Here is a 3566-nt window from a genome sequence, read left to right as displayed (position 1 = left end):
GCATGGTCGGCCAGGCGCCTGAGCTTCTGGTGCGACACCTGCAGCCTGGTCTGGCTCTCGCGCAGTTCGCTCGTCATTTCCTGCGCGAGCGCGAGGGCGGCGCGGCGCGATGAAGTCAGCGTATGCAACAGGGCATACAGCAGGACCGAGCCGAGGAAGCCGAACGCCATCATCAGCTTCGGATAATAGGTGTCGAATTCCGTGTACAGCGCGGATTTGCGGACACTGTAGACGGTCTTCCAGGGGCGTCCGTTGAAATCCAGCGGCAGCGTGGTAGTGAATACGTCGTCGCCGCTGTCGAGGGCAGGCGTGGGATTGCCGGCGGTGCCGCGGCTGTCGAACAGTGCGAGCGGGCGGCCGCTGGTATCCCGGCCGTAGGTGTCGGTGCCGGGGCCGGTATCGTACAGGGTCATGCGCAGGCCCTTGATCGGGATCTCGTCGATCACGCCATGCAGCAGTTTGGGCATGTTGAACGCGATCCCGAGCGAGCCGGCGTAGGCCGCCCGGCGATGCTCCACGGTGTCGAGCGGCAAGCCGAACTGGTAGACCGGCGTGCGCATGCCGAGGAAGATGTTGTTCGGCGTGGACAGCGCGGGAATCGGCGTGCCGGCCGCGTACAGCGTCGCATTGTCGCGCGCTGCCATCAGTTGCTTGTTGAAGTAGCGATTGGTCGCCAGGTCGATCCCATACAGCGCCGGATTTTTCGGGTCGGGTTCGAAGTAGGCGATCGGCAGATAGTCGGGCCGGACGCCCGGCGGCGAGATCTCCAGCGTCGCACCCTTGCCGAGATGGTGCGACATTTCCTCGCGCAGGTCGTCCATGAAGGCTTCCCTGTCGGCTTCGGTGACGTAGACGGCGAAATTCATGCTGTCGACGGCCGGATAATTGCGCGGCAGGTTCAGGCCGAGCACGTATTCGTGGAACCGGCGGTGCGTCATGATGTCCGTGCTCTGCAACATGCTGCCCGCAGCGCGCAGCAGGTCGGTATACGATTTCAATCGGACGCTGATGACGCTTTGCGCGTGTTTCGCATGGTTGACGAAGCGCGCCTCGGCGTCGCCTTCGATCGAATGGGTCGTGATCATGTACAGCACGCTGCCGACCAGCGAGGACAGCAGGGCGCCTGCCCAGAACGAGAACCGCGTGACCGAAAACGCATCTCTCAGTGTTGTTGCCATGAAAATACGTCTCTCAAGATGTGTTCCGGCGCTGTCGAGCATGCAATGTTAATTTTTGTAAAATACTTGTCTTGCGCTCCGGCTGTACCTAGCAGTTCGAAGAGTTGTTCTCTTATGCAATCGATATATATCGCAGGCGCCGGGAAACGAAAAAGCCCGCTTGCGAGCGGGCAGGTTTGTCAGCGTGGGGCGACTGTAGCCGGCAAGACAGTCTGCCCCGGATAGATCGTCAGGCGGACAGCGCGGCCGGGATGCTGTCGGCGCGGGGCGTATCCGCCTGAGGTCCGGCTGGTCGGATGCGCGGCCCGGCGCAATAGGCGGGTTCGACACGGGGACCGGCGCAGTACGCGGTGGCCGCCACGGCGCCCTCGCTACGGGCGGCCTGCGCCTTGACGCGCGGCCCGGCGCAATAGGCCGTTTCGACACGGGGGCCGGCGCAGTACGCGGTGGCTGCCACGGCGCCCTCGCCACGGGCGGCCTGCACCTTGATGCGCGGCCCGGCACAATAGGCCGTTTCGACACGGGGGCCGGCGCAGTACGCGGTGGCCGCCACGGCGCCCTCGCCACGAGCGGCTTGCGCCCTGACGCGTGGCCCGGCGCAATAGCCCGTGTGCGCTCCATCTTCGCTCCGTGCTGCCATGCCCGGATAGGCTTCGCCGAAGGTGGCTTCGTACAGTTCGCGCATGCGCTCGCCGCTGTCCAGGCGGAATTGCTCATCGTCCCCGCCGCGCATGCCGACGTACGGATAGTGGTGCAGGAAGTAGCCGAACACCTGCTCGCAATCGGCGGCGTATTTCATCGTGTCGAGGATGTGGTAGTGCCAGAACGTGTCGACGTCGACCAGCGGCGCGGTGTCCTCGTCCGGGTAGATCTTCATCAGGCACAGGAAGCGGCGGTATTCCTTTTCGACGGCATTGGCCTTTTCCAGGCTCCAGCCTTCGCCCGATTCCACATGCATCAGTTTCATCTTGATCGGTTCCAGGTCGAGTTGCGTCACAGCTTTAAACAGGTCGTTGGCGTTCATGGTTGTCCTCATTGATTGGTTGAGTACTGCTATCTCAAGTTATGGTTGTGCGATAAATCAAATGCCGGCTACAATATTTGCGTGCTTCATGCGATGACCTACGGCAACACACTGTCGGATTTGCAGATGTGTCTTACATGTGATCAATGTAGCTGAGGCAATTAGTTGTGATATTGATATTTATCAAACAAACAACATTTGTTGCCTGAATGGCTATGCAGTGACGATTTGATGGGGTAGTGCCGACCTGGGAGAGAAGCGAGGTCGGAAAGGCGACCTGGCCGCCCGTTGCGGAGCGGGCGAGAGGCTGGAAGTGCGCGGATTCAGATCAGGGGCGAACCCTGGCCATGCTTGAATGGTTCGGGGATCGGCTGCGTCAATCCTCCCATGACGGGTGCCGACACCATCACGGTCGTGCCGCCGTCCGGCTCGCTGAACACGGCGCAGGTGCCCCCGAGGATCACGATGCGCTCCTCGATGCCCACCAGACCGAATGAACCGTATTTGTTGCGCCCGCCAGGCGGCAGGCCGCAACCGTTGTCGCGCACCGTCAGCGACAGCCAGCCGCCGTTCAGGCGCAGCTCCACCTTCACGCGCGTCGCGTTGGCGTGCCGCACGATGTTCGTGAGCGATTCCTGCAGGATKCGGAAGAAGGCCGTGGCGCAGTGGTCGGGCAGGGCGATCTCGCCATGGTCGTCCTGCACCTCGCACTGGATGCCCGTGCGCCGCTGGAACTGGTTGACCTGCCATTCGACGGCCGCGGACAGCCCGAGGTCGAGCACGGTCGGGCGCAGGTCGTTGATGATCTGGCGCACGCTCTTGATCGTCGTATCGATCTGCAGCAGGGTGGCGCGGGCGCGCTTGTGCAGGTGGCTGTGCGTGCCCTTCGTGCGTCCGGCCAGCAGTTCGGCTTCGATGCGCAGCGCCAGCAGGCTCTGGCCGAGGTCGTCGTGGATCTCGCGCGCGATGCGCTTGCGCTCCATTTCCTTGATCTGGTAGGCATGGTCGGCCAGGCGCCTGAGCTTCTGGTGCGACASCTGCAGCCTGGTCTGGCTCTCGCGCAGTTCGCTCGTCATTTCCTGCGCGAGCGCGAGGGCGGCGCGGCGCGATGAAGTCAGCGTATGCAACAGGGCRTACAGCAGGACCGAGCCGAGGAAGCCGAACGCCATCATCAGCTTCGGATAATACGTGTCGAATTCCGTGTACAGCGCGGTCTTCGGCGCCGAGTAAACCGTCGTCCAGGTACGACCGTGGAAATCCAGTGAAAACGTTGTCGAAAAATTCGCGTCGCGGCCGGCCAGCGGTGGCGCCGGATTTGCGCTGCTGCCATGGCTGGCTGCTGCCATGGCTGTCGAACAGCACGC

General features: G+C 62.8%; 3 protein-coding genes. All 3 read right to left on the bottom strand.

Going from position 1 to position 3566, the window contains the following annotated elements; translation table 11 throughout:
* The coding region (locus tag AC1DYX_RS29255; protein ID WP_477265443.1) for a CHASE domain-containing protein at positions 1-1178 on the bottom strand (1178 nt) is incomplete at its 3' end.
* Positions 1179-1407: 229 nt separating this feature from the next.
* Positions 1408-2202 (bottom strand): glycine-rich domain-containing protein, encoded by a 795-nt coding sequence (locus tag AC1DYX_RS29250; RefSeq protein WP_477265441.1) that lies wholly within the window; start codon positions 2200-2202, stop codon positions 1408-1410.
* A gap of 323 nt (positions 2203-2525) precedes the next feature.
* The coding region (locus AC1DYX_RS29245) for a sensor histidine kinase (protein ID WP_477265440.1) at positions 2526-3566 on the bottom strand (1041 nt) is incomplete at its 5' end.

The organism is Massilia sp. P2_C2 (assembly GCF_056404615.1).
Note: the sequence above shows the minus strand (reverse complement) of the source record. Positions and strands in the feature narration are given on the sequence as shown.